Raw genomic sequence first — 580 nt, forward strand, 5'->3', positions numbered from 1 at the left:
CAAAAAAGACCTTACGCTGGTCTCTGAACCGTTGACCCGCGGACGCATCGTCGCCACGCTCAGCTCCAGCCTTCTAGTGCGTCGATCCCTTGCCGCCGGCCTCGGGGTAGGGGAGATTCCTGTGTACATGGGCGAACGCGACGGCCTGGTCAGACTCTGGCCGGAGCGGACCCGGCCGCTGCCGTATGAAGTGTGGCTGGTCACCCATGCCGACCTGCGTCACACCGCGCGGGTACGGGCGGTCATCGAGCAGATCGTTGAGGCCTTTGCGCTGGAAAACGAATAAGTGGTTCAGGGTTTTGCCCGAGGCTACAACTGCTGACGAAACAGCCTACGTCCGAGACAGAATGGGCCGGCTTGTTGTAGTCCGTGATGAGTTCTATTGTCACTACAGCTCGATGCAGACCTCAGTTACGCATCGAAACGAAGAGCCAGGGAAGGCCGCGTAGCCATAGAAAGGTGCCGAATTGAAAATCAGGGAAGTGAATCAATATGCGGTCACGGACAGATCGAATGCAGGGCGGGACAGGCAAACCATGAGCAGCATAAGTCGCGAAGAATTCGATGCCAGGATAGAGAC

General features: G+C 57.8%; 1 protein-coding gene. It reads left to right on the top strand.

What is annotated here, in order from left to right:
* Positions 1–286 (top strand): LysR substrate-binding domain-containing protein (locus tag J5M71_RS26680; protein WP_243434367.1); only part of this gene is annotated, 286 nt, incomplete at its 5' end.
* Positions 287–580: the final 294 nt, after the last annotated feature.

The sequence above is a fragment of the Pseudomonas sp. 43(2021) genome, from assembly GCF_017490805.1.
Lineage (GTDB): Bacteria > Pseudomonadota > Gammaproteobacteria > Pseudomonadales > Pseudomonadaceae > Aquipseudomonas.